Below are 23,290 nucleotides of genomic sequence, written 5' to 3'. Positions count from 1 at the left end.
GCCCCTGCGGGCTCTAACGAACAAAGCACAACCCAATGAGCCTGCTGAAACTCCACCAAGTCCACACCCACATCGGCGCTTACCACATCCTCCACGGCGTCGACCTGGAGGTACCCGAGGGTCAGGTGACCATGCTGCTGGGCCGCAATGGCGCCGGCAAGACCACGACGCTTCGCACCATCATGGGCCTGTGGCCGCACAGCCAGGGCACGATCGACTTCGCCGGCAGCCAGCACAAGCAAAGCACGCCCGAGATTGCCCAGCAAGGCATCGCCTACGTGCCCGAATCCATGGGCATCTTCAACGACCTCAGCGTGGCCGAAAACCTGCTGCTGGCCGCTCGGCAAGCCAAGCGCCTGCAAGACCTGGACGAGGCGCGGCTGAACTGGCTGTTCCGCCTCTTTCCCGCCCTCAAGACCTTCTGGCAATACCCCGCCGGCAAGCTCAGCGGCGGCCAGAAGCAGATGGTGGCGATTGCCCGCGCGCTGATCGAGCCGCGCCGCCTGCTGCTGATCGACGAGCCCAGCAAGGGCCTGGCGCCGGCCATCGTGCAGAACCTCATCGAGGCGCTGCGTGAGCTGAAGAAGCAACAGACCACCGTGCTGCTGGTGGAGCAGAACTTCGCCATGGCCAAGGCCCTGGGCGACCGCGTGGCCGTGATGGACGACGGCCGCGTGGTGCACACCGGCGCCATGCAGGAACTGGCGGAAGACGAAGGGCTGCAGCAACGCCTGCTCGGCCTGAGCCTGGGAGCCCATCAGTGAACGCGACCACAACCACAACGACAGCACCGGCCGCCCTGCCGCGCGAGCGCTTTGACGTCGCGCCCCTGGCCCTGCTCGCCGGCCTGGCCCTGCTGGCCCTCCCCCTGATCGGCAGCCCCAGCTCCTGGGCCACCCTCACCCTGGCTGGTCTGGCCATGGGCCTGATCGTGTTCATCATGGCCTCGGGCCTGACGCTCGTGTTCGGCCTGATGGACGTGCTGAACTTCGGCCACGGCCTGTTCATCGCGCTGGGGGCCTTCATGGCGACGACCGTGCTCGCTTCCCTGAGCGGCTTGGTGGCCAGCCCGAACCTGGGTGCAAACTTGCTCGCGGTGGGTGCAGCCTGCCTGGTGGGCATGGGCATGGCCGGGGCGGTGGGCCTGGCCTTTGAGCGCGTGCTGGTGCGGCCGGTCTACGGCCTGCACCTCAAGCAGATCCTCATCACCATGGGCGGCATGATCGTGGGCGAAGAGCTGCTGAAGATGCAGTACGGCGCGCAGCTCGTGCCCATCACCCCGCCCGAGGGCCTGCGCGGCGCGCTGCTCTTTGGCGACGTGGCGCTGGAGCGCTTCCGCCTGCTGGCGATGGTCGTGGGCCTTGCAGTGCTGGTGGGCCTGCTGTGGCTGCTGAACCGCACCAAGCTGGGCCTCCTGATCCGCGCCGGCGTGCAAGACCGCGAGATGGTCGAGGCCCTGGGCTACCGCATCCGCCGCCTCTTCATCGGCACCTTTGTGGCGGGCTCGGCGCTGGCGGGCCTGGGCGGCGTGCTCTGGGGCCTGTACCAGCAGGGCGTCACGCCGCAGATTGGTGCGCAGCTCAATGTGCTGATCTTCATCGTCATCATCATTGGCGGCCTGGGCTCCACCTTCGGCAGCTTCGTGGGCGCGCTGCTGGTGGGCCTGGTGGCGAACTACACCGGCTTTCTGGCGCCGAAGCTGGCGCTGTTCTCGAACATCGCGCTGATGGTGGCGGTGCTGTTGTGGCGGCCTGAGGGGCTGTACCCGGTGGCGCGGAGGGCTGGCTGATGCTGCGCAATCTGCTCTCGCACGACCTGCCGCGCAGCCGCGTGCTGGCCGCACTCCTGATCGTCACCGTTCTGGGCCTGCTGGCCACGCCCTTCCTGTTCCCCGGCACCAAGCCGATGAACGTAGCGGCCAAGGCCCTGGTGTTCATCGTGCTGGTGGCCAGCTACGACCTGCTGCTCGGCTACACCGGCATCGTCAGCTTTGCGCACACGCTGTTCTTCGGCATCGGCGCCTACGGCGTCGCGATTGCAAGTCACCGCATGGGCCCGGGCTGGGACGCGGTGCTGCTGGGGGCCGGCGCCGCCTTGCTGGCCAGCCTGCTGCTCTCGCTCGTGATCGGGCTGGCCTCGCTGCGGGTCAAGGCGATCTTCTTCGCCATGATCACGCTGGCCGTGGCCTCGGCCTTCCTGACCTTGGCCTCGCAGCTCAGCGACTTCACCGGCGGCGAGGACGGTCTGAACTTCAAGGTGCCGGAGCTGCTGCGCCCGGCCACGGTGTTCCTGGACGAGCCCTTGTTCGGCGTGGACGTGGACGGCCGCCTGCTCAGCTACTACGGCCTGTGCGCGGCGGTGGCCGTGCTGGTGCTGCTGATGCTGCGCATCGTCAACTCGCCCTTCGGCCGCGTGCTGCAGGCCATCCGCGAGAACAGCTTCCGCGCCGAGGCCATCGGCTACCGCACCGTCGTCTACCGCACGCTCTCGAACGTGCTGGCCGCGCTGTTCGCCACGCTGGCTGGTGTGCTGCTGGCACTGTGGCTGCGCTACGTGGGGCCGGAAACGGCGATGTCCTTCGAGATCATGTTGGACATCCTGCTGATCGTCGTCATCGGCGGCATGGGCACGGTGTACGGCGCGGTCATCGGCTCGGTGCTGTTCGTGCTGGCGCAGAACTATTTGCAGGACCTGATGCGCCTGGCGCAAGGGCCGCTCGCCGATGTGCCGGTGCTCGGTGCCATCACCTCGCCGGACCGCTGGCTGCTGTGGCTGGGCGTGCTGTTCATCCTCTCCGTCTATCACTTCCCGACCGGCATCGTCGGCAAGCTGAGGACTCAGAAGTCATGAACTCCCGCTACGCCCGCTGCCTGGGCCGCGAAGTCCATTTCATGGACTGGGGCGACCCGGCCAACCCCGAGGTCGTCGTGGCCTGGCATGGCCTGGCGCGCACCGGGCGGGACATGGACGAATTGGCCGCGCATCTGGCGCCGCAGTTCCGGGTGATCTGCCCGGACACGATCGGCCGCGGCCTTTCGCAATGGAGCCCGCAGCCGCGCGACGAGTACTGCCTGGACTTCTACGCCGAGCTGGCCACCGCGCTGCTGGACCAGCTGGGCGTCGATCAGGCGCATTGGGTCGGCACCTCGATGGGTGGCGCCATCGGCCTCGTGGCGGCAGCCGGCCCGCTGCAGGGGCGCATCCGCCGCCTGGTGCTGAACGACGTCGGCCCCGAGCTGGCCGAACCCGCGCTGGCGCGCATCCGCGCCTATGCCGGCCAGCCGCCCGCCTTCGCCACGCTGACCGAGCTGGAGGCCTACTTCCGGCAGATCTATGCGCCCTACGGCTGGATGAGCGACACGCAGTGGCGGCGCCTGACCGAGACCTCGGCCCGCCGCCTGCCCGACGGCCGCGTGACGCCGCACTACGACCCCGCGATGGTGGAGCAGTTCACCCACCACCCGGACGACTACCGCCGCTGGGCCGAATGGGACCGCCTGAGCCTGCCGGTGCTGGCGCTACGCGGCGTCGATTCCGACCTGCTCACGCCCGAGGTCTTCGAGGCCATGCGCGTGCGCGGCCCGCGCGCAGTGGGCGTGGTCATCGAAGGCTGCGGCCATGCGCCCGCACTGAACACCCCCGAGCAGCTCGGCCTGATCGAGCGCTTTCTGCTCGCCCACTGAATCTGGAGTTCCCATGTCCCTGAACGGCCGCACGGCGCTGGTCACCGGTTCCACCCAAGGCATTGGCCTGGCCATTGCCGAAGCCCTGGCACGCGCCGGCGCGCAGGTCGTGCTGCATGGCATCGAGCCCACCGCGCAAGGCCAAGCCGTGGCCGCGCGCCTGCAAGAGCAGACCGGCGCGCGCTGCGCCTACGTGCCGGCCGACCTGGCCGACGAAGCCGCCGCCGCGGGCTTGGTGCCCGCCGCCGAGGCGGCGCTGGCGCCGATCGACATCCTGGTCAACAACGCCGGCATCCAGCACACCTGCCCGATCGCCGAATTCCCCACCGCGCGCTGGAACGCCATCCTGGCCATCAACCTCAGCAGCGCCTTCCACACCCTGCAGGCTGCCATCCCCGGCATGCGCACGCGCGGCTGGGGCCGCATCGTCAACATCGCCTCCGTGCATGGTCTGGTGGCCTCGGTCAACAAGAGCGCCTACCTTGCCGCCAAGCATGGCCTGGTGGGCCTGAGCAAGGGCGTGGCGTTGGAGACGGCGACTGACGGCATCACCGTGAACTGCATCTGCCCGGGCTGGACGGACACCGCGCTGATCCAACCCCAGATTGAAGCCCGTGCCGCGGCCTTCGGCGGCGACCGCCAGGCCGGCATCCGCGATCTGCTGCGCGAGAAGCAGCCCAACCTCACCCTGCTACCGCCCAGCCACATCGGCGAGGTGGCGGTGTTCCTGTGCGGGCCGGCGGCAGCGGGCATCACGGGGGTGGCCTTGCCTGTGGATGGGGGCTGGACGGCGCAGTAGTCCAGGAGCGCCCCGCGAGGGGCGCAACCGCCTCAGCAGAACGGCGCCGCCAAACCCTCCACCTCAAACACCTTCTGCAAAGCCGGCCGCTCCAGCACCCGCTGCAGATAGGGTCCGATGTGCGCGAAATCGCGTGCCTTCTTGCCGGCGAAATTGCGCGTCCAGCGGCACAGGGTGAAGGCCATGCAGTCCACCGCCGTGAACTCGGGCCCCAGCAGCCAGGGCTGGCCGTGGCGGGCCAGCTGGTCGTCCAGCTGCTGCAGCATCGCCAGCACCTTGGCCTCGGCCTGGGCCTTGATCTGGGCGGGGCGCTCGGCGTCCCAGCGCTCGGGGTAGAAGTAGTTGATCAGCGCAGGCTGCAGGGTGTTGGTCAGCCAGATCAGCCACTGGTAGGCCAGCGCGCGTTCGCGCGTGCCCACGGCGGGCAGCAGGCGGCCGGCCTGGTCGCTCAGGTGCAGCAGGATGGCCGCCGTCTGGTGCAGCACCAAGTCACCGTCCACCAGCACCGGAATCTGGCCGTTCGGGTTGAGCTGGAGGTAGGGCTCACGGCGGTGTTCGCCGCCGGCCACGTCCACCCGCACCAGCTCATGCGGCAAGTCGAGTTCGCGCAGCAGGAAATGGGGCGCCATGGCGGCGCTGCTGGGGCTGAAGTGCAACTGGATCACTGGGGTCTCCGGACTTGGACAAGATGGGCCGCGATCGCCACGGCGATCTCGGCGGGGGTGTGGGCGCCGATGGGCAGACCGACCGGGCCGTGCAGGCGCGCGAGCAACTCGTCTTCGAGGCCGAAATGCTCGCGCAGGCGTTCGCGGCGCTTGGCCTGGTTGGCGCGCGAGCCGATGGCGCCGACGTAATAGGCCGGGCTGCGCAGGGCTTCGAGCAGGGCGAGGTCGTCGAGCTTGGGGTCGTGCGTGAGGGCCACCACGGCGCTGGCGGCGTCGGGGGCGAAGGCCTGCACGGCGTCGTCGGGCATGGTGCGGCTCAGGCGCGCGCCGCCGGGTTCGAAGGCGGCCAGGGCTTCCTCACGCGGCTCACACACGGTGACCTCGAAATCCAGGCTGCGCGCCAGCGGCGCCAGCACGGCCGCGATGGGGCCGGCGCCGATCAGCAGCAGGCGCCAGGGCGGGCCGAAGACTTGCTGAAGCGCGGCCTCGTCGCACTGCAGGCGCGGGGTGTCCGGGGGCGGCGGGCTGATCTGGGTGGCGCCGTCCCGCCGCGCCACCCGGCGCAGGCCGGCCTGGCCTAGCTCCAGCCGGGCGATGAGCGCCGGCAGCGCGCTGTGCGCTCCCAATCGCTCCAGGTGCAGTTCCAGCGTGCCGCCGCAGGGCAGGCCGAAGCGCTGCGCCTCGTCGGCGCTGACGCCGTAGCGCAGCAGCTGCACGGCGGTTTCGCCGAGCAGGCCGCGGCGCACCTTGTCCAGCACATCGTCCTCGATGCAGCCGCCGCTAACCGAACCGACCCAGGCGCCGTCGTCGCGCCAGGCGGCCAGGGAGCCGGGCGGGCGCGGTGCCGAGCCCCAGGTGCGCACCACGGTGGCCAGCCAGACGGCGTGGCCGGCCTCCAGCCAGGCCTGGGCCTGGCGCAGAACGGAAAGATCGACGGGCGTCATGGGCGCGCAGCATCGCAGAGCCGCGCGCGGCATCCAGGCGTCATGCTCCGGGTAAGGCCCATTGGAAGCCCGCACCCCGGGCGCGACGATGGCCCGAAACCATGAGGGGGCTGGGATGCGATACCGGGTGGAATTGATGGTCAACGGCGAGGCCGTGACGCGCGAGGTGCCGGCCACGCGCACGCTGGTGCAGCTGCTGCGCGAGGACCTGGACCTGACCGGCACCCATGTGGGCTGCGACACCGCGCAATGCGGCGCCTGCACGGTGCATCTGAACGGCCACGCCGTGAAGGCCTGCAATGTGCTGGCCCTGCAGGCCGAAGGCTGCGAGGTGCGCACCATCGAAGGGCTGTCGCCGCCCGACAGCTCGCTGCACGTGATGCAGCAGGCCTTCCAGGACTGCCATGGCCTGCAATGTGGCTTTTGCACCCCCGGCATGGTGATGGCCGCGCTCGATCTGGTGACGAACACCCGCTGCGAGACCGAGGCCGACATCCGCAACGGCCTGGACGGCAATTTCTGCCGCTGCACCGGGTATCACAACATCGTGCGCGCCGTGCAGAAGGCCGCTGACCAGTTGGTGCGTCGATGAACACGAACCCGATCGGCCAGGCCCTGCCGCGGCGCGAGGACCACCGCTTCCTGGTGGGGCGCGGCCGCTACACCGACGACCTGGTGCTGCCGCACCAGACCTACGGCTTCTTCCTGCGCAGCCCCTACGCGCATGCGCGCATCCAGCGCCTGGACACCAGCGACGCGCGCGATGCGCCCGGCGTGCGCCTGGTGCTCACCGGGGCCGACTTCCGCGCCTTCGGCGGCCTGCCCTGCGGCTGGCTGATCCACTCGGCCGACAACAGCCCGATGAAGGAGCCGCGCCACCCCATCCTGGCCGACGGAGTGCTGCGGCATGTGGGCGAGCCCTATGCCCTGGTGGTGGCCGACACGCTGGCGCAGGCCAAGGCGGCCGCCGCGCTGATCGTGCTGGAGGCCGAGGAGCTGCCCGCCGTGGCCGACACCGCGCACGCCAGCACGCACGGCACCGCCGTGCACCCGGAGGCGCCGGACAACGTCTGCTACCGCTGGGAGGTGGGCGACGAGGCCGCCACCACGCGCGCCTTCGAGCAGGCCGCGCACGTCACGCGCCTGGCCTTTCGCAACAACCGGCTGATCCCCAACGCCATCGAGCCGCGCGCCGCCAATGCCAGCCACAACCCGGCCGACGACCACACCACGCTCTACGTGGCCAACCAGAACCCACACCTGGAGCGCCTGCTGATGTGCGCCTTCGTGCTCGGCATTCCCGAGCACAAGCTGCGCGTCATCGCGCCCGATGTGGGCGGCGGCTTCGGCAGCAAGATCTTTCTGTACAGCGAGGAAACCGCGCTGGTGCACGCCAGCCGCCAGATCGGCCGGCCGGTGAAGTGGACGGCCGAGCGCAGCGAGTGCTTTCTGAGTGACGCCCATGGCCGTGACCACGTGACCGAGGCCGAGCTGGCGCTGGACGCCCAGGGGCAGTTCACGGGCCTGCGCGTGCGCACCACGGCGAACCTGGGCGCCTACCTGAGCACCTTTGCCTCCTGCGTGCCCACCATCCTCTACGCCACCTTGCTGGCCGGCCAGTACCGCACGCCCGCCATCCATGCCGAGGTGACGGCCGTGTTCACCCACACCGCGCCGGTGGACGCCTACCGCGGCGCCGGCCGGCCCGAAGCCACCTATGTGGTGGAACGCCTGGTGGAAACCGCCGCGCGCGAGCTGGGCTTGAGCCCGGTGGAACTGCGCCGCCGCAACTTCATCCGCCAGTTCCCCTGCGCCACGCCGGTGGGGCTGACCTATGACGTGGGCGATTACGACGCCACGCTGAACGGCGTGCTGGAGCTGGCCGACCTGGCCGGCTACCCGGCCCGCAAAGCGGTCAGTGAGGCTCGCGGCCTCAAGCGCGGCATCGGCTACAGCTGCTACATCGAGGCCTGCGGCCTGGCGCCCTCGCACCTGGCGGGGCAGCTGGGCGCCCGCGCGGGCCTGTTCGAGAGCGCCCTGGTACGCGTGCACCCCACCGGCAAGGTCAGCGTGTTCACCGGCAGCCACAGCCATGGCCAGGGGCATGAGACGAGCTTTGCGCAGCTCGTGGCCGGGCGCCTGGGTATTCCGGTGGAGGACGTCGACATCGTGCATGGCGACACCGGCCGCATCCCCTTCGGCATGGGCACCTACGGCAGCCGCTCGCTGGCGGTGGGGGGCTCGGCCATCGTCAAGGCGCTGGACAAGGTGCTCGACAAGGCGCGCCGCATCGCCGCCTACCTGCTGGACTGCGCGCCCGAGCAGGTGCAGTTCGAGAACGGCGTGTTCCGCCACGGCGAGCGCCAGCGCCGCTTCACCGACATCGCGCTGGCCGCCTACGTGCCCCACCACTACCCGCTCGGCGAGATGGAGCCCGGCCTGGAGAAGCTGGCCTTCTACGACCCCGCCAACTTCACCTTCCCGGCCGGCAGCCATGTCTGCGAGGTCGAGATCGACCCGCGCACCGGCCATGTGAAGGTGGACCGCTTCAGCGCCGTGGACGACTTCGGCAACGTGATGAACCCGATGATCGTCGAAGGCCAGGTGCAAGGCGGCGTGGCCCAGGGCATCGGCCAGGCGCTGCTGGAGCACGGCGTGTACGACCCCGACAGCGGCCAGCTGCTGACCGGCAGCTACATGGACTACGCGATGCCGCGCGCCGATGACATCCCCGACATCGCCGTGCACACCCTGCCCGGCACGCCCTGCCCGCACAACCCCATCGGCGCCAAGGGCTGCGGCGAGGCCGGCACCATCGGCGCGCCAGCGGCCGTCATCAACGCCATTTGCGACGCCCTGGGCGTGAAGGATGTGCCGATGCCAGCCACGCCCTTCCAGGTCTGGCAGATCCTGAAAGAAAACGCGAAATGAACTACACCCGCGCCGAATCGGTCGAGCAGGCGATCGAGGCCTTCCACGCCCACCCGGAGGCGCGCTACCTGGCCGGCGGCCAGAGCCTGCTGCCGGCGCTGCGCCTGGGCCTGGCCACGCCCAGCGCCTTGATCGACCTGGGCCATCTGCATGGCCTGCGCGGCATCCGCGCCGAGGGCGAGCACACCCTGCATGTCGGTGCACTGAGCCGGCACGCCGAGGTGGCCGATTCGCGCGATGTGCAGGGCCTGATCCCCGGCCTGGCCGAGCTGGCCGGGCAGATCGGCGACCGCCAGGTGCGCGAGATGGGCACGCTGGGCGGCAGCATCGCCAACGCCGACCCGGCCGCCTGCTACCCCGCCGCGCTGCTGGGCCTGGGCGCCTTGATCCAGACCGACCGTCGCGTGCTGCCGGCCGATTCCTTCTTCCAGGGCCTGTTCCACACCGCGCTGGAAGAGGGCGAGCTGATCCAGCGCGTCAGCTTCCCGGTGCCCGAGCAGAGCGCTTACGAAAAATTCCGCCAGCCCGCCTCGCGCTTCGCGCTGGTGGGGGTGTTCGTCAGCCGCGGGCCCTTGGGCGTGCGGGTGGGCGTCACCGGCGCCGGGCCCTGCGCCTTTCGCGCCAAGGCGCTCGAAGCCGCGTTGCAGGCCGACTGGCGGCCCGAGGCCGCGCGTGCGGTGGCGCTGGGCGCCGAGGGCTTGCTGAGTGATCTGCACGGCAGCGCGGCCTACCGCGCGGCGCTGATTCCCGAGCTCTGCGCGCGGGCCGTGGCCCGGGCCAGCCTGGGGCGCTGAAGCGGGCGGCCGGAGGTGCACACCGCCCCCGGCAACCCCTTGCGCTGGCGCCGCTGGCTGGGCACGGCCCGGCTGCTGCTGCTGGCACAGGAGCGGCGCGAGAAAGCGGTCGCGGCGCCGGAGCGGCGCCGGCGCCAGCTCGATCTGGGCGCGCTGGGCCTGCTGCTGGCCTGCGCACCCTGGCTGCTGTACTTCGCCTGGCGGGGCGTGTGGCTGCCGGCGCTGCTGTGCGGGCTGGGCGTGCTGCTGGGCCTGGCCCTGGTGCTGTGCGCGCAGCGGGGGCGCTTTCGCCTGGGGGCGCTGCTGCTGTACGGCGGGGTCTGGGCCACCGTGGCCGCTTTCGGGATTTGGGTGGACCGGCCGGTCGACGCGCTGCCGCGTGGCGTGCAATTCGTGCTGCTGCCGCTCTACCTGGCGCGGCCGGTGCTGCTGGCCGGCCTGCGCCCGCTGTGGCGCGCGCTGGCCGGGCTGCTGACGCTGGCGCTGTTCGTGCTGCTGTGCGCCCTGCCGGATGTCGGCACCGGCGCGCCCCCGCTGAGCCACGGCGAACGCCTGGCCGGCCTGGGGCTGAGCCTGGTCGGCGCCGCGCTGCTGACGCAGAACCTGGCGCGCGCCGGCGCGGCGCAGGCGCGCGTGCGCCAGGGCTTGGCGCTGGAGCTGGCGCAGGCGATCGCGCAGGACCAGCTCAGCCTGCACCTGCAGCCGCAGTGCGACGAGAACGGCAGCCTCGTCGGCCTGGAAGCCCTGCTGCGCTGGCCCCACCCGCAGCGGGGTCTGCTGCGGCCGGCGCAATTCCTGTCGCTGGCCGAGCGCGAAGGCCTGATGGTGCCGTTGGGCCTGTGGGTGCTGCGCCAGGCGGCCACGCTGGCGCGCCAGTGGCAGGGCCACCCGCAGCTCGGCACAGTGCCCATCGCCATCAACCTCTCGCTGTTGCAGGTGCAGGACGCCACGGCCCGCCAGCGCCTGCTGGAGCAGCTGGCCCTGCTGGAGCTGCCCCCCGGGCGCCTGCGCCTGGAGCTGGCCGAGCCCGTGTTCGCCGCCCACCCGCAGACCCTGGAGGCGGTGCTGGAAGGGGCGCAGGCGCTGGGCGTGTGCGGAGCACTGGAGCACTTCGGCGCCGGCTGGTCGGCGCTGACCAGCCTGGCCCATCTGCCGCTGGAGCAGCTGAAGATCGACCGCCAGTTCGTGCAGACCCTGGACCCCGGCGCGGCGCAGCGCAACAGCATCGCCCAGGCCGTGGTGCAGCTGGGCCAGCGCCTGGGCCTGGAGGTGGTGGCCGCGGGGGTGGAGACCGCAGCCCAGCAGGAGGCACTGCGCCAGCTGGGCTGCACACGCTTCCAGGGCCACTGGATCGGCCTGCCGATGACCCCGGTGGCGCTGCAGCAGTGGGCGGAGGCGGCGCGGTGAGCCCGGCCCTCGTCAAGGGTGCCGGGCGCGCCTGGAGCCCGCCCGAGCCGCCACCCGACCCGCAGTTCGAGCGCCGCCGCCAGCTGCTGCTGTGGGTGGCCATTGCGCTGATCGGCCTGCTCTCGCTGAGCTTCGCGCTGCGCTTCGGTCTGCAAGGCCAGCAGCGGCTGGCGCAGCTGCAGCTGGGCTACCTCGGCGTGGCCCTGGGCGCCGCCTGGCTGCTGCACGCCGGTCTGGTGCGCGACGCCGCGCTCTTCCTGGTGCTGGCCAGCGCGCTGGGCATCGCCGTCAATGCCTGGTGGGCCGATCTGCCGCAGCACGGCACGCCGCGCACCCTGCATCTCTACCTGATTCCGCTGCTGCTGCTGGCGCGCTTCTGGCTCTCGCGCGAGCCGCGCCTGCTGCGCAGCGCCACCAGCGCCAGCTTGCTGCTGCTGCTGGGCCTGCTGTGCGTGCTGGACAACCCCTTTGCCCAGCCGCTGGTGCTGCCGCCCGGCGAGCACCGCCGCCTGGCCTGGGCCGTGCCGGTGCTGGCGGCCGTGCTGTTCGCGCTGCTCACGCGCCTGCAGGAGCTGGACCTGCACGACCAGCTGCGCCTGGAGCTGGACCTCGCCACCGCGCTGGCCGAGGACGAACTGAGCCTGCACTTCCAGCCGCAGTGCGATGCCACCGGCCGCCCCTTCGGCGCCGAGGCGCTGGTGCGCTGGCAGCACCCGCAGCTCGGCGCCGTCTCCCCGGCGCGCTTCGTGGCGCTGGCCGAGCGCAGCGGCCTGATCCTGGCGCTGGGCGAGCAGGTGGCGCGCAAGGCCTGCGCCTTTGCGGCGCGCTGCCAGCAGCAGCCCGGCCTGCGGGATCTGAGCATCGCCATCAACGTCAGCGCCGCGCAATTCCAGGACGAGGCGGCCTTCGAGCGCCTGCTGCAGACCGTGCAGGCGGCGCAGCTGCCGGTCGGCAGCATCAAGTTCGAGCTCACCGAGTCCTTGATCGTGCAGGACCAGGCCAGCCTGCGCGCGCGCCTGGCGCGCTGCCAGGCCGCCGGCATCCGCACCGCGCTGGACGACTTCGGCACCGGGCATGCCTCGCTGGCCAGCCTGCGCGGCCTGCCATTCGACCAGCTGAAGATCGACCAGGGCTTCGTGAAGAACCTCGGCCGCCACGCACGCGCCGAGGCGTTGGCGCAGTCCGTCATCCAGCTCGGCCGCGAACTCGGGCTGGAAGTGGTGGCCGAAGGCGTCGAGACCGCCGAGCACCTGGCCCTGCTGCAGGGCATGGGCTGCAGCCGCTTCCAGGGCTACTGGTTCGCCCGCCCCCTTCAAGAGGATGAGGCACTGGCCTGGCTGCAGCGCCGCCGTGCGACGGAATCCACGTCGGCCTAGGGTTTCCACCAGAGCCGCTCCGGGGGGCGCGATGAACACACTGGGCTCACACCGGATCAACCGGGATCAGGGAGAGGGCCGTGGAGTTGCCGAGCTCGCGCCTGTTCATGGCGGCCTTGCTGCTGGAGCGCTTTCGCGCCCGGCCCTGGCTGCGCGCGGCCGAGGCCGGCTACGCGCGTCGCCAGCAGCGCATGCTCTGGGCATCGGCACTCGGTCTGGGCCTGTCCCTGCTGCCCTGGTTCCTGTTCTTCAGCTGGCGTGCCGACTGGGGCGCGGCCGGCCTGTACGCCATCGGCCTGAGCCTGGTGGCCCTGCAGGCCCTGCTGATCCGCCAAGGCCACGCGCTCGCGGCCAGCCTGGTGCTCAGCCTGACGGGCTGGCTGGCGATCTCCCTGGTGGCCCTGTGGATCGACCAGCCCAGCGCCGGCACGCCGCGCTCGGTGCTGCTGTTCTGCCTGCCGCTCTTCCTGGTGCAGCGCTTTCTGCTGCAGGAACAGCCGCGCTGGTTGCGCGACGGCGTGCAGGGCGTCAGCCTGGGCCTGCTGGTGCTGTGGGCCAGCCTGCCCGATCTGGCCCCCGGTGCACCGCCCCTGGGGCCGGAGCTGCAGCGCGGGGGCGCGATCTTCAATGTCGCCGCCGCCGCGCTGCTGAGCGCCTGGGTGCTGCATCTGGAAGAAGCCGAGCTGCGCGAGCACAAGGGCCTGGCGCTGGAGCTGGCACGCGCCATTGCCGGCGGCCAGCTGCGCTTGGCGCTGCAGCCGCAATGCGATGCGCAGGGCCGCGTGCTGGGGGTCGAGGCGCTGCTGCGCTGGTCGCACCCGCGCCGCGGTGAGCTGAGCCCCGCCGAGATCCTGCCGCTGGCGCGCGCCGAGGGCCTGCTGCTGCCGCTGGGCGACTGGGCACTGCGCGAGGCCTGCCGCCTGCTGCAGGCCTGGCAGCAGCAGCCCGGCCTGCGCGAGCTGCCGCTGGCACTGAACCTCAGCCCCGCCCAGCTGCACGACGGCGCCGCCTTCGAGCGCCTGCTGGCCCAGGTGGAACGCGCCGGGCTCGCCCCCGGCCGCCTGGTGTTCGAGGTCACCGAGGCGGTCTTTGCCGAGCAGGCCGAGCGCGTGCGCGAGCGCCTGCTGCGCTGCCGCAAACTCGGCATCGCCACCGCGTTGGACGATTTCGGCACCGGCTACTCCTCGCTCGCCTACCTGACCGAACTGCCGTTCGACCAGCTCAAGCTCGACGCCAGCTTCGTGCGCGGCCTGGGGCGCGATGCGCGCTGCCTGCGCATCGCCGAAACCGTGCTCTCGCTCGGTCATCGCCTGGGCATGCAGGTGGTGGCCGAGGGGGTCGAGACCCAGGCGCAACGCCAGCAGCTGCTGGCCCTGGGCTGCACGGTCTTCCAGGGCCGCTGGCTGGCCGCGCCGATGCCGGCCGCCGAGCTGCCGGCCTGGCTGGCACGACAGGCGCAGCGCGCAGACCCGCGGGCCGCGGCATGACGCAGGAAGCCATCTTCGGCCAGCGGCGCCGCTGGACCCTGCAGCTCAGCGCCTGGCTGGCCCTGCTGGCCAGCCTGGGCTTCGTGCTCAGCCTGCTGGCGCTGGGCCAGCCCGAGCGCCTGCTCGGGCCCGGCCTCGGCGCCCTGGGCGCCCTGGCCGTGCTGGCCCTGCTGCAACGGGGCCATGGCCGCGCGGCGGCCTGGGTCTGCATCCTGGCGCTGGCGCTGTGCGTGGTGGTGCTGGGCCTGTGGGTGGATGTACCCCTGGCCGACGCCCCCGAGCACACCCCGCGCAGCGTGCACCTCTACCTGCTGCCGCTCACGCTGATGGCCTACCTGCTGCTGGCGCGCGAGCCCGCCCTGCTGCGCCTGGCCTGCTGCGCCGGCCTGCTGGGCCTGCTGGCCTGGTTGACCCTGCAGCCCAACCCGCTCGGCATCACGCCGGCCCTGGCCGAGGCCGAGCGCGCCCGCCTGGTGGTGGCGGCGCCGCTCTTGAGTGCGCTGCTGCTGGCCGGCATCGTGCACCTGCGCAGCGCCGGGCTGGACGATCAGTCGCGCTTCGAGCTGGACCTGGCCCGGGCCATCGCCGAGGAGCAGCTCGAGCTGCACTACCAGCCGCAATGCGATGCACAGGGCCGCGCGCTTGGCGTCGAGGCCCTGGTGCGCTGGCGCCACCCGGTGCAGGGGCCGATCTCACCGGCCCGCTTCGTGCCGCTGGCCGAGCGCAACGGCCTGATCGTGCCGCTGGGCGAGCTGGTGCTGCGCCAGGCCTGCCGCTTCGCGCAGGACTGGCAGGCCCAGCCCGGTGCGCGGCCGCTGCAGGTGGCCGTGAACGTGAGCGCGCTGCAGCTGGCCGAGGACGCCGGCCTGGAGCGCCTGCTGGAGCTGGTGCGCCAGCACCGCCTGCCGCCGCAGAGCATCAAGTTCGAGCTCACCGAATCCGTGCTGGCCGACCAACCCGAGCGCCTGCGCCGCCTGCTGGCGCGCTGCCGCGAGCAGGGCGTGTGCACCTCGCTGGACGATTTCGGCACCGGCTACGCCTCGCTGGCCTACCTGAGCCAGCTGCCGTTTGACCAGCTGAAGATCGACCAGAGCTTCGTGCGCGCCCTGGGCAGCAGCGAGCGGGCCCTGGAAGTGGCGCGCACCGTGGTGCAGCTGGGCCAGCGCCTGGGCATGGAGGTGATCGCCGAGGGCGTCGAGACCGAGGCCCAGCGCCAGCAGCTGCTGGCAATGGGCTGCGCGCGCTTCCAGGGCTATCTGTTCGCGCGCCCGCTGCCGGCCGGTGAATGCCGGGCCTGGCTGCAGGCGCACGCCTGATCAGGCGCCGCTCATTCGTTGCGCAGCACCAGCTTGCCCACCACGGCACGCGCCGTCATGCGCGCAAAGGCGGCCGGCAGCTCGCGCATCGGCAGCACCTGGTCCAGCACCGGACGCACGCTGCCCTGCTCCCACAGGGGCAGCAGGCCGGCCAGCAGGGCGGCATTGGCGGCCGGCTCACGCTTGGCGAACTCGCCCCACCACACGCCCAGCAGCGCGGCCTCCTTCAGCAGCAGCAGGTTCCAGGGCAGGGCCGGGATCTGCCCTTGCGCGAAGCCCACCACCAAGTAGCGGCCGCGCCAGGCCAGGGCGCGCAGCGCGGCCTCGGCCAGCGGGCCACCCACCGGGTCCAGCACCGCATCCACGCCCTGCGGGGCGGCGGCCTTGAGCGTCTCGCGCAGACTCTCGGTGGGCAGGGCCTGGTCGGCACCGAGGTCCAGGCAGGCCTGACGCTTTTCCGGCGTCGAGGCCACGGCCAGCACCCGCGCGCCGGCCGCCTTGCCGATCTGGATGGCCGCCGTGCCCACGCCGCCGGCCGCGCCCAGCACCAGCAGGGTCTCGCCGGCCCGCAGCGCGGCGCGCTGCAGCGCATGGGCCACGGTACCGTAGGTCAGCAGCAAGGCCGCACCGGCCTCGGGCGGCAGGCTCTCGGGCAAGGGCAGCAGCGCGGCGGCAGGCGCCACCGTCTGCGTGGCAAAGCCGCCCAAGCCCGCGAAGCCGGCCACACGCCGGCCCAGCAGGGCGGCGTCCACGCCCGCGCCCAGCGCCACCACGCGACCGCAGAACTCGGCCCCGGGCACGAAGGGCAGCGGCGGCTTCATCTGGTACTGGCCGTTGACGATCAGCCAGTCGGGAAAGTTCAGGCTGGCGGCCTCGATGGCCACACGCACCTGGCCGGGGCCAGGCTGGGGGTCGGGCAGCTCGGCCCAGCGCAGGCCGTCCAGCCCCGTCGCTTGTTCACAGATCCAGGCGTGCACAGAGAACTCCAAGGGTCTGCCCGCTTGGGCGGGCGAAAGAGCGGCGGCAGCATCCGCCCACGATGCGAACGGAGTGTGCATGCACCTCGATGCCCGATGGAACTGAGCGGCCAGACCCTGCTGCCCGGCACGCCCGAGCAGGCCTGGGCGCTGCTGCACGACCCCGAGCGCCTGCGCGCCGCGCTGCCGGGCTGCGAAACCCTGCAGGCCGACGAGCCGCCCGGCCATTACCGCGCCGAGTTGCTGCTCAGCGTAGGCCCGCTGAAGGCGCGCTTCCAAACCCGGCTGGAGCTCTACGACCTGCAGCCGCCGCAGCGCTACCGCCTGCGCGCCCAGGCCCAGGGCGGCGCGGCCGGCCATGGCAAGGGCGAGGCCGAGGTGGAACTGCGGCCCGAGGCCGACCAGGGCACGCGCCTGCAGTACCGCGCCCAGGTGCAGGTGGGCGGGCGCCTGGCCCAGCTGGGCGCGCGCCTGATCGAACCGGCGGCCCGGCAACTCAGCCAGGCCTTCTTCGAGGCCCTGGCCAGCGAATTGGCCGCCGCAGCAGCAACAGCGCCGTCGGCCCCGCCGCCCGCGCCCCCCGCGGTACGCCCCTGGTGGCGGCGCTGCTGGGATTGGCTGTGCGGACGGCGGAGCTAGGGCCTGTGGGCTCGACGGGGAGCCAGCAGGCCCTGGTTACAGTAGTTCACACGCACAAGAGCACCAAGGGAGCGGCGCGGGTCGGAAGGGGGCTGAAGCCACCGCCACAGCACCCGCGCCTTGACGCATGAGCGCCACCGAGCCGCAAATCGAAGCCGCGCTGGACGAACAGCGCCAGCGCCTGGACGAAAGCACCCGGCGTGGGCTGCGCGTCGCGCTCTGGCTTGTCTTCGCCGCCGGCCTGGCCCAGGCCCTGGCCACTTGGTGGGGCGCGGGCAGCCAGCCCATCGCCACCTGGCGCCTGGTGCTGCTGAGCACTATCGGCGTGGGCATGAGCGGCGTGGCGCTGCTGGCGCAGCGCAGCCTGCGCCGTCGGGGCGTGGCGGTGGCCGCCGAGCTCTTCAGCTGGGCCGCGCTGGCGGTGCTGCTGGTGCTGCCCTGGATCACCGGCGACGGGCTCTCCGACCCCAGCCTGCCGGCGCTGGGCGTGGTGGTGGTCTGCATGGGCCTGCTGGTGTCACCGAAGGCGGCCTGGCAGGCGCTGTGGCTGAGCGTGGCGGGCCTGCTGTTGGTCACGCTGGCGCAGGCGCTCGGCTGGATCGAGGGGCCCAGCGACCTGCGCCGCGCGCCGCTGCCGGTGGTGGCGCTGGGCCATCTGCTGCCCCTGCTGCTGAGCGGCTGCCTGGTGGTGCATTACGGCCGCCTGTTCTGGAGCGCCACGCGCTCGCTGGACGAGGCGCAGGGCCTGCTGAGCCGTGCCCAGCAGGAGCAGCAGGCCTCGGTGGCACGGCTGGACGCGGCCGAGCGGCGCCAGCGCGAGCTGCTCGACGCCTCGCTCACCGCCATCCTGATCTACGACGCCCGCGATGGCAGCCTGCTCTACGCCAACCCGCAGGCGCTGGGGCGCTACGGCGTCAGCACCCTGGCCGAGCTGGACCCGGCCTGGCTGGCCCCGGGCGATGGCTACGGCCCCGAGGAGGCGCGCGCCCTCATCCAGCGCACGCTGGAGAAGGGCCCGCAGGAGCAGTGGTGGTGCTCGCGCCGGCGCGACGGCGGCCTGCTGTGGTGGGACATCAAGACCCAGCGCCTGCAGCTCGACGGCCGCGACGCGGTGGTGGTGTTCGGCCACGACATCAGCGACCAGGTGGCGGCCCGCTCCGCCCTGGCCCATGCGCGTGAGGAACTGGAACAGCAGGTGCGCAGCCGCACGCGCGAGTTGCAGCAGCAGCAGCAGCGCCTGCAGGCCGTGCTGGACGCGCTGCCCGCCACCCTGGCCATCCGCGATGCCGGCGGCCGTCACCAGCTCGTCAATCGCCACTTCGAGCTGGCCACCGGCTGGCGGCGTGAGCAGGCGCTGGGCCAGCACAGCCGCCTGTGGCTGGGCGCCGAACTGGGCGCGCAGCAGGACCGGCGCGATGCCGAGCTGCTCGCCGGCGGCGGGCTGCAGCAGTTCGAACAGGCCGTGCTGCACCCCAAGGAAGGCCCGCGCACGCTGCTGGTGAGCGCCGTGCCCCTGCCCGACGCCGAGGGCGGCACCCAGGTGCTGAGCCTGGGGGTGGACATCACCGCGCTGAAGCGCCAGCAGGAGCAGCTGGTGCAGGCGCGCGACGAGGCGCTGCGCCTGGCGCAGGCCAAGCATGAGCTGCTGGCGCGCATGAGCCACGAGCTGCGCACCCCGCTCAATGCCGTGCTCGGTCTGGCCCAGATGGCCCTGATGTCGCGCCCCGAGGGCGAGGCCCAGCCCGCCGAAGCCCGCCAGGTCTTCGAGCGCATCCACACCGCCGGCCAGCACCTGCTGGGCGTGGTGAACGAGGTGCTGGACCTGGCCAAGCTGGAGGCCGACAAGTTCAGCCCGGCGCTCGAAGCCCTGGACCCCGCCGAGCTGGCACGCGACGCGCTTACCCTGGTGGAGCCGCGGGCGCGCGAGAAACAGTTGCCGCTGCGCCTGCAGCTCGACCCGCCGCTGCCCGCGGCGGCCCGGCTGGACCGCCAGCGCGTGCGCCAGGTGCTCGTCAATCTGCTCGGCAACGCCATCAAGTTCACCAGCCAGGGCGAGGTCTGCCTGCAACTGCACACCGAGGGCCAGGAGCTGGTGTTCACCGTGCACGACACCGGCCCCGGCATTGCCGCCGCCGAGCGCGAACGGGTGTTCCAGGACTTCGAGCAGGCCGAGGGCGCGGCCGCCGAGCCGGGCACCGGCCTGGGCCTGGGCATCAGCCGGCGGCTGGCGCGCGCCATGGGCGGCGAGATCCGCCTGCACAGCCAGCCCGGCCTGGGCTCGCAGTTCAGCCTGCACCTGCCCTGGCGCCCTGCGGCGGCCGCGCTGCCGGCACCCGCAGTGGCCCCCGTGCCCCCGCCGCCTGAGGGCGGTCGCTTCAGCCGCGCCGCGCTGCAGGGCTTGCGCGTGCTGATCGTCGACGACGTGGCGATCAACCGCGAAATCCTGGGTGAGATGTTGCTGCAGCTGGGCGCCCAGTTCGAACAGGTGGGTGGCGGCGCCGAGGCACTGGCCTGGATCGCCCAGCATGGCGTGGCCCGCATCGACCTGGTGCTGATGGACATCCAGATGCCCGGCATGGACGGCTACGAGGCCACGCGCCGCCTGCACCAAGTGCACCCGCAGCTGCCGGTGCTGGCGCTCACCGCCAACGCCCTGCCCGAGCAGCGCGCCGAATCGGCCGCCGCCGGCATGCGCGGCCACATCACCAAGCCGGTGGAGCTGGCCGAGCTCGTCAGCACCCTGCGCGAGCAGGCCCAGGCACTCGGGCTGTGGCTCGGGGCCGAGCCGGAGCCGCCGGCCGCCCCGGTGGCAGCGCCGGCGCCCAACCGTCCGCCGCCGCCGCGCGAGGACCTGCCGTTGGACTGGGACCACGAAGCCGCGCTGGCGCGCTGCGCCGGCAAACTGGAGCTGCTGTGCCGGCTGCTCGGCGGATTCGTCAGCCAATACCGCCAGGAGGGCCTGCCCAGCGAGACGGCGGCCCAACTGGCCTGGGTGCACCGGCTCAAGGGCACGGCGGCCAATCTGGGCCTGATGGGCCTGTCCCGCCTGGCCGCGGCCTGCGAGGCCGAGCTGCGCAGCGAGCCCGCCGCCGCCGCCCAGCGCTCGCTGCAGCGCCTGCAAGCCGCGCTGGACCTGCAGCTCACCCAGCTGCAGGCCTGGCTGGAGCTGCAGGGCTAAACAAGCGAAAGCCTGGGGGTCCCGACGTTTACGCCTCCCTCGGGGGGGACTGCAAAAGTCACCCGCAAGCAAGGTGCAGCCAAGACGCCACAGCAGGGGTTTACCCACTGATGGCACCCCTTGGCCGGGGTTCAACAATCCCGCCCCACCCAAAGGGACATTCGCCCCTGGTCCGTGCTGCCACGAGCAGCCTAATTGTTTCGATTCGTATCTGGAGGAGTTCTGATGCGTCATCCCACCCGTCTTTGCGCTGCGCTGGCCGTGGCATTCGGCGGCCTCGCCGCCGGCCAGGTCCAGGCCCAAGACCAAAACAGCCAACAACTTGAGCGCGTGGTCGTCACCGGCTCGTCGATCAAGCGCCTGGAGAGTGAGACCGCCCTGCCGGTCACCACCATCACCCGCGCCCAGATCGAGAAGACCGGCGCCACCAATGTCGAGGACCTGCTGCGCCGCGTCTCGGCCGCCACCGCCGCCTTCTCCGACACCACGCAGGGCGCCGGCTACGCCACCAGCAACGCCAACCTGCGCGGCCTGGGTGCCAACTCCACCCTGGTGCTGCTGAACGGCCGCCGCCTGGCCAACCACCCCTTCGGCAACATCGGCGGCACCGTTGCCGTCGACCTGAACAGCATCCCCTTCGCCGCGCTGGAGCGCGTGGAAGTGCTGCGTGACGGCGCCTCGGCCGTGTACGGCACCGACGCCGTCGGCGGCGTGATCAACTTCATCACCCGCAAGGACTACGGCGGCGGCAACATCAGCCTGCGCGCCGGCAACACCGAAGACAACATCGGCGGCAAGGAAACCGGTGCCAGCCTGGCCCTGGGTTTTGGCGACATCAGCAGTGACGGCTTCAACCTGCTCGTCACCGGCAATGTGCAGAAGAACACCCGCCTGAAGGCGATCGAGCAGAAGTTCTACAACCGCGGCGTCGACGAAATCCCCGGCTCCGCGCCCCCGACCTCGGGTGGTGCCTTCCCGGGCCGCCTGGTCGATTTCGGCATCAGCCCGGGCGCCTACTCCAATGCCGGCGCCAACTTCGAGGCCTGCGACCCGAACTTCACGACGCGCGTCTCGCGCGGCCCTTCGCCCAACGGCACCGAGCGCTTCATCTGCCGCTTTATCTACGCCGCCACGCTGGACAACCTGCCCGACCAGGACAAGGCCGATGTGTTCGGCCGCGCCACCTGGAACCTGAACAAGGACGCGCAGATGTTTGCCGAGGTCTCGTTCGCGCGCAGCGCGTCGATCGGCCGCATCGCCCCGACCCCGATCTTCTGGGGTGCCACCAGCCTGGATCCGGTCAAGGGCGACTACGCGCACCCGATGATGCCGGTCAACAGCCCCTTCTTCCCGCGCGCACTGCTCAAGAGCCTGGGCTGGACGGATGCGCAACTCGCCGGCGATGCCAATGGCCTGACCGAGATCGCCATGCGCGCGATCCCCGCCGGCAACCGCATCAACGACAACACCAACACCCAGGCCCGCTTCGTGCTCGGCTCCACCGGTGTGGTAGCCGGTTGGGACTACGACACCGCCTTCAACTACGCCAAGGCCAAGGGCGACCTGGAGTACCGCGGCTACATCCACGAAGGCCGCTTCCTGACTGAGCTGGCCGCCGGCAACATCAACCCCTTCGGCTCCAGCGGCGCCGGCGGTGATGCAGCCTGGGCGCGTGCCGCCATGACCGGCCCGATGCGCAAGTCCGACAGCACCACCATGGAAGTCGACTTCAAGGTCAGCCGCGAGCTGGGCGCGATGGCCGGCGGCAACATGGCCGTGGCCATGGGCGTGGACTTCCGCCGCGAGAAGGCCGAGGACCGTCCGGTCAACGCCGACTACTCGGCCGGCAAGCACATCGGCGGCGAAGGCTCGGTGCCCGCCACCGTCGCCTCGCGCAACATCTCGGCCGTGTTTGGCGAGCTGAGCATGCCCTTCGCCAAGGGCGTCGAGGCCGGTCTGTCGGCCCGCTATGACCGCTACAGCGACTTCGGCGGCACCTTCAACCCGCGCGCCACCATCCGCTGGAACCCGAGCAAGGAACTGCTGTTCCGCGGCGCCATGGGCACGGGCTTCCGCGCCCCCACGCTGTGGGACGTGAACTCGCCGGTCTCCTCGACCAACACCGCCAACTCCCTGGTCGATCCGGACTGCCCGGCCGGCTTCTCCGGTGACCCGCGCTGCGAGATCCAGTTCAATGTGCGCAACTTCTCGTCGCCCAACCTGAAGCCGGAAAAGTCGCGTCAGGCCAGCCTGGGTGTGGTGTTCGAGCCGAATCGTCACTTCACGGCTGCGGTGGACTTCTGGACCATCACCAAGCGTGACCTGATCGGCCAGATCGGTGGTGACGCGTTGATGTCCAGCCCGAGCCTGTACCAGCGCTTCAAGAGCCGCGTGAAGCGCAATGCGCAGGGCTTCATCCTCTACATCGAGACCCCGGTGGAGAACCTGGGTGAGCTGAAGACCTCGGGCATCGACATCGACCTGCGCGGTTCGATCCCCCTGGGCGACATGGGCACCCTGCGTCCCGCACTGAACGCCACCCACATCGCGAAGTGGAAGCGCCAGAGCGAGAAGGGCGGCGCCTTCACCGACTTCGAGGGCACGGCTGGCGACGGCTCCGGCGTGCAGCCGGTGCCGACCTGGCAACACACCCTCTCGCTGGACTGGGCGCTGGGCAGCTTCAACTTCACGGTGGAGAACACCTTCGTGAAGGGCTGGACCGAGTCCGCCGGCTTGGTGGACGCCAACGTCGGCGTCAATGCCCCGCACAAGGTCAAGGACACCAACCGCTTCAACCTGGCGGCTGGCTACACCGGCTTCAAGGGCCTGAACCTGCGCCTGGGCGTGAAGAACGTGACGGACAAGGAACCGCCGTTCACCGCTGTGTCGAGCTATGGCTCGCACGCTGCGGGCTACGCCGGCTCCTTCGCCGACCCGCGCGGCCGCTACTGGTACGGCACGATCTCGTACGAGTTCAAGTAAGCCCTGCGCACTTGAACAACAAGGCCCCGCTCCGGCGGGGCCTTTTTCATGCCTGCGCGCTGCCGCGGCAGGCCCGGGTTTGAAGGAAACTGGCGCCGCCCGCCCCTTGTCG

At 71.6% G+C, this 23,290-nt stretch carries 18 protein-coding genes; 15 read left to right on the top strand and 3 right to left on the bottom strand.

Features of this window, described 5'->3' with window-relative positions; all coding sequences use genetic code 11:
- Window positions 1-35: 35 nt before the first annotated feature.
- The 5 genes from ACE3QP_RS02030 to ACE3QP_RS02010 are packed head-to-tail and all read left to right on the top strand — an operon-like array spanning window position 36 to window position 4,482.
- Entirely contained in the window at window positions 36-764 is a 729-nt protein-coding gene (locus ACE3QP_RS02030) for an ABC transporter ATP-binding protein (RefSeq protein WP_374433162.1), read from the top strand.
- Window positions 761-1,789: a branched-chain amino acid ABC transporter permease gene (locus tag ACE3QP_RS02025; protein ID WP_374433160.1), complete on the top strand. Its 1,029-nt coding sequence runs from the start codon at window positions 761-763 to the stop codon at window positions 1,787-1,789. Before ACE3QP_RS02030 ends, ACE3QP_RS02025 begins: the two co-directional genes overlap by 4 nt.
- Complete coding sequence (locus tag ACE3QP_RS02020; protein WP_374433159.1) at window positions 1,789-2,850, top strand: branched-chain amino acid ABC transporter permease; 1,062 nt, start codon at window positions 1,789-1,791, stop codon at window positions 2,848-2,850. Before ACE3QP_RS02025 ends, ACE3QP_RS02020 begins: the two co-directional genes overlap by 1 nt.
- Complete coding sequence (locus ACE3QP_RS02015) at window positions 2,847-3,683, top strand: alpha/beta fold hydrolase (RefSeq protein ID WP_374433157.1); 837 nt, start codon at window positions 2,847-2,849, stop codon at window positions 3,681-3,683. Before ACE3QP_RS02020 ends, ACE3QP_RS02015 begins: the two co-directional genes overlap by 4 nt.
- 13 nt (window positions 3,684-3,696) lie before the next feature.
- Window positions 3,697-4,482 carry a 3-hydroxybutyrate dehydrogenase gene (locus tag ACE3QP_RS02010; RefSeq protein WP_374433155.1) on the top strand — a complete coding sequence of 262 codons (786 nt, stop codon included), beginning with the start codon at window positions 3,697-3,699 and terminating at the stop codon, window positions 4,480-4,482.
- A 32-nt stretch (window positions 4,483-4,514) separates the two neighbouring features.
- Here ACE3QP_RS02010 and ACE3QP_RS02005 read toward each other — a convergent pair whose 3' ends face one another.
- A complete protein-coding gene (locus ACE3QP_RS02005; protein ID WP_374433154.1) occupies window positions 4,515-5,147 on the bottom strand; it encodes a glutathione S-transferase family protein in 633 nt (210 codons plus the stop codon).
- The gene (locus ACE3QP_RS02000) at window positions 5,144-6,091 is read right to left on the bottom strand and encodes an XdhC family protein (protein ID WP_374433152.1); all 948 of its coding nucleotides are present in this window, start codon (window positions 6,089-6,091) and stop codon (window positions 5,144-5,146) included. The genes ACE3QP_RS02005 and ACE3QP_RS02000 overlap by 4 nt, the downstream gene beginning before the upstream one ends.
- 115 nt (window positions 6,092-6,206) lie before the next feature.
- Here ACE3QP_RS02000 and ACE3QP_RS01995 point away from each other — a divergent pair, with 115 nt between their 5' ends.
- The 7 genes from ACE3QP_RS01995 to ACE3QP_RS01965 all read left to right on the top strand — a co-directional run bounded on the left by ACE3QP_RS01995 (window position 6,207) and on the right by ACE3QP_RS01965 (window position 15,402).
- Window positions 6,207-6,683: a (2Fe-2S)-binding protein gene (locus ACE3QP_RS01995; protein WP_198110367.1), complete on the top strand. Its 477-nt coding sequence runs from the start codon at window positions 6,207-6,209 to the stop codon at window positions 6,681-6,683.
- Window positions 6,680-9,022, top strand: a complete 2,343-nt coding sequence (locus ACE3QP_RS01990) for a xanthine dehydrogenase family protein molybdopterin-binding subunit (protein ID WP_374433150.1) — start codon at window positions 6,680-6,682, stop codon at window positions 9,020-9,022. The genes ACE3QP_RS01995 and ACE3QP_RS01990 overlap by 4 nt, the downstream gene beginning before the upstream one ends.
- Entirely contained in the window at window positions 9,019-9,816 is a 798-nt protein-coding gene (locus ACE3QP_RS01985; protein WP_374433148.1) for a xanthine dehydrogenase family protein subunit M, read from the top strand. Before ACE3QP_RS01990 ends, ACE3QP_RS01985 begins: the two co-directional genes overlap by 4 nt.
- 15 nt (window positions 9,817-9,831) lie before the next feature.
- Entirely contained in the window at window positions 9,832-11,223 is a 1,392-nt protein-coding gene (locus ACE3QP_RS01980) for an EAL domain-containing protein (RefSeq protein WP_374433147.1), read from the top strand.
- Window positions 11,220-12,599 carry a putative bifunctional diguanylate cyclase/phosphodiesterase gene (locus tag ACE3QP_RS01975; protein WP_374433145.1) on the top strand — a complete coding sequence of 460 codons (1,380 nt, stop codon included), beginning with the start codon at window positions 11,220-11,222 and terminating at the stop codon, window positions 12,597-12,599. Before ACE3QP_RS01980 ends, ACE3QP_RS01975 begins: the two co-directional genes overlap by 4 nt.
- Before the next feature lie 80 nt (window positions 12,600-12,679).
- A complete protein-coding gene (locus tag ACE3QP_RS01970) occupies window positions 12,680-14,086 on the top strand; it encodes an EAL domain-containing protein (RefSeq protein WP_374433143.1) in 1,407 nt (468 codons plus the stop codon).
- Window positions 14,083-15,402, top strand: coding sequence for a putative bifunctional diguanylate cyclase/phosphodiesterase (locus ACE3QP_RS01965; protein WP_374433141.1), 1,320 nt, complete (start codon window positions 14,083-14,085; stop codon window positions 15,400-15,402). The genes ACE3QP_RS01970 and ACE3QP_RS01965 overlap by 4 nt, the downstream gene beginning before the upstream one ends.
- Before the next feature lie 11 nt (window positions 15,403-15,413).
- On the opposite strand, the gene ACE3QP_RS01960 is transcribed toward ACE3QP_RS01965, so the two are convergent.
- On the bottom strand, window positions 15,414-16,379 hold the full coding sequence (locus ACE3QP_RS01960) for an NADPH:quinone oxidoreductase family protein (protein ID WP_374433139.1): 966 nt from the start codon (window positions 16,377-16,379) through the stop codon (window positions 15,414-15,416).
- A gap of 96 nt (window positions 16,380-16,475) precedes the next feature.
- On the opposite strand from ACE3QP_RS01960, the gene ACE3QP_RS01955 reads away from it, so the two are divergent.
- The 3 genes from ACE3QP_RS01955 (at window position 16,476) to ACE3QP_RS01945 (ending at window position 23,178) form a co-directional block, all read left to right on the top strand.
- Window positions 16,476-17,018, top strand: coding sequence for a carbon monoxide dehydrogenase subunit G (locus ACE3QP_RS01955; protein ID WP_374433138.1), 543 nt, complete (start codon window positions 16,476-16,478; stop codon window positions 17,016-17,018).
- Between the two features lie 127 nt (window positions 17,019-17,145).
- Window positions 17,146-20,196, top strand: coding sequence for an ATP-binding protein (locus ACE3QP_RS01950; RefSeq protein ID WP_374433136.1), 3,051 nt, complete (start codon window positions 17,146-17,148; stop codon window positions 20,194-20,196).
- Between the two features lie 225 nt (window positions 20,197-20,421).
- Window positions 20,422-23,178 (top strand): TonB-dependent receptor, encoded by a 2,757-nt coding sequence (locus tag ACE3QP_RS01945; RefSeq protein WP_374433134.1) that lies wholly within the window; start codon window positions 20,422-20,424, stop codon window positions 23,176-23,178.
- Window positions 23,179-23,290 lie beyond the last annotated feature (112 nt).

Origin of the sequence: Inhella sp., assembly GCF_041912635.1 — a bacterium.
Lineage (GTDB): Bacteria > Pseudomonadota > Gammaproteobacteria > Burkholderiales > Burkholderiaceae_C > Inhella.
This window is presented reverse-complemented; position numbering and strand designations above follow the sequence as displayed.

Bases quoted from the DNA above. Each gene is read 5' to 3' on its own strand.
- ACE3QP_RS02030 (WP_374433162.1), top strand. From the start codon at position 36: ATGAGCCTGCTGAAACTCCACCAAGTCCACACCCACATCGGCGCTTAC.
- ACE3QP_RS02020 (WP_374433159.1), top strand. From the start codon at position 1,789: ATGCTGCGCAATCTGCTCTCGCACGACCTGCCGCGCAGCCGCGTGCTG.
- ACE3QP_RS02015 (WP_374433157.1), top strand. From the start codon at position 2,847: ATGAACTCCCGCTACGCCCGCTGCCTGGGCCGCGAAGTCCATTTCATG.
- ACE3QP_RS02010 (WP_374433155.1), top strand. From the start codon at position 3,697: ATGTCCCTGAACGGCCGCACGGCGCTGGTCACCGGTTCCACCCAAGGC.
- ACE3QP_RS02000 (WP_374433152.1), bottom strand. From the start codon at position 6,091: ATGACGCCCGTCGATCTTTCCGTTCTGCGCCAGGCCCAGGCCTGGCTG.
- ACE3QP_RS01995 (WP_198110367.1), top strand. From the start codon at position 6,207: ATGCGATACCGGGTGGAATTGATGGTCAACGGCGAGGCCGTGACGCGC.
- ACE3QP_RS01990 (WP_374433150.1), top strand. From the start codon at position 6,680: ATGAACACGAACCCGATCGGCCAGGCCCTGCCGCGGCGCGAGGACCAC.
- ACE3QP_RS01985 (WP_374433148.1), top strand. From the start codon at position 9,019: ATGAACTACACCCGCGCCGAATCGGTCGAGCAGGCGATCGAGGCCTTC.
- ACE3QP_RS01965 (WP_374433141.1), top strand. From the start codon at position 14,083: ATGACGCAGGAAGCCATCTTCGGCCAGCGGCGCCGCTGGACCCTGCAG.
- ACE3QP_RS01955 (WP_374433138.1), top strand. From the start codon at position 16,476: ATGGAACTGAGCGGCCAGACCCTGCTGCCCGGCACGCCCGAGCAGGCC.
- ACE3QP_RS01950 (WP_374433136.1), top strand. From the start codon at position 17,146: ATGAGCGCCACCGAGCCGCAAATCGAAGCCGCGCTGGACGAACAGCGC.
- ACE3QP_RS01945 (WP_374433134.1), top strand. From the start codon at position 20,422: ATGCGTCATCCCACCCGTCTTTGCGCTGCGCTGGCCGTGGCATTCGGC.